The organism is Nocardiopsis lucentensis DSM 44048 (genome assembly GCF_000341125.1).
In the GTDB taxonomy this organism is placed as follows: Bacteria; Actinomycetota; Actinomycetes; order Streptosporangiales; family Streptosporangiaceae; genus Nocardiopsis; species Nocardiopsis lucentensis.
In genome coordinates this window covers 1-486 of sequence record NZ_ANBC01000485.1, presented here as the reverse complement: position 1 = coordinate 486, position 486 = coordinate 1, and the positions used below count along the sequence as shown (strand labels likewise).

1 pseudogene is annotated in these 486 nt (G+C 77.6%); it reads right to left on the bottom strand.

Annotated elements, in window-relative coordinates:
• Window positions 1-486 (bottom strand): annotated as a pseudogene (locus D471_RS40265) (hypothetical protein); the annotation flags it as partial.

The following is a 486-nucleotide window of genomic DNA, read 5'->3' as shown; positions in this document are numbered from 1 at the left end:
GGGGGGGGCCGGGGGGCGCCGCCGGGTCCCTGGGGGCGGTGCGGCGGGTTCGCCCGTTCGTTCCCGGCGGCCGCGCCGGGCTCGGAGGTTTCCCGGGGCGTGTCCGTCCCGTCGCCCTTCCGGGGAGTGGCGGTCTCGCCGGTCGTCTGGGAGTCCTCGGGATTCGTCGCCTCCCGGGCCTCGGCGGCCTCACCGTCATCAGTGCCCCCGGGAGCTTCGGGGGTGGCCTCGTCTGGTTCGGGGGGCTCCGGTGCCGCGGTGGCGGCTTCGTCGGTCGCCTGGGAGTCCTCGGGGTCCATCGCCTTCCGGGCCTCGGCGGCCGCTCCGTGTCCTCCGGCCTCGGCCGTTGATTCCGCCCCCTCGGCTCCCGTGCGTTCCAGGGGACCAGCGGACTCCTCGGACCCGGCGGCCGCGTCGTGGCCGTCTGCCTCGCCGGGTTCGGATGCCGTGTCCGGTTCGGGCTCCTCCGCGGGGGTGTCCCCGTCG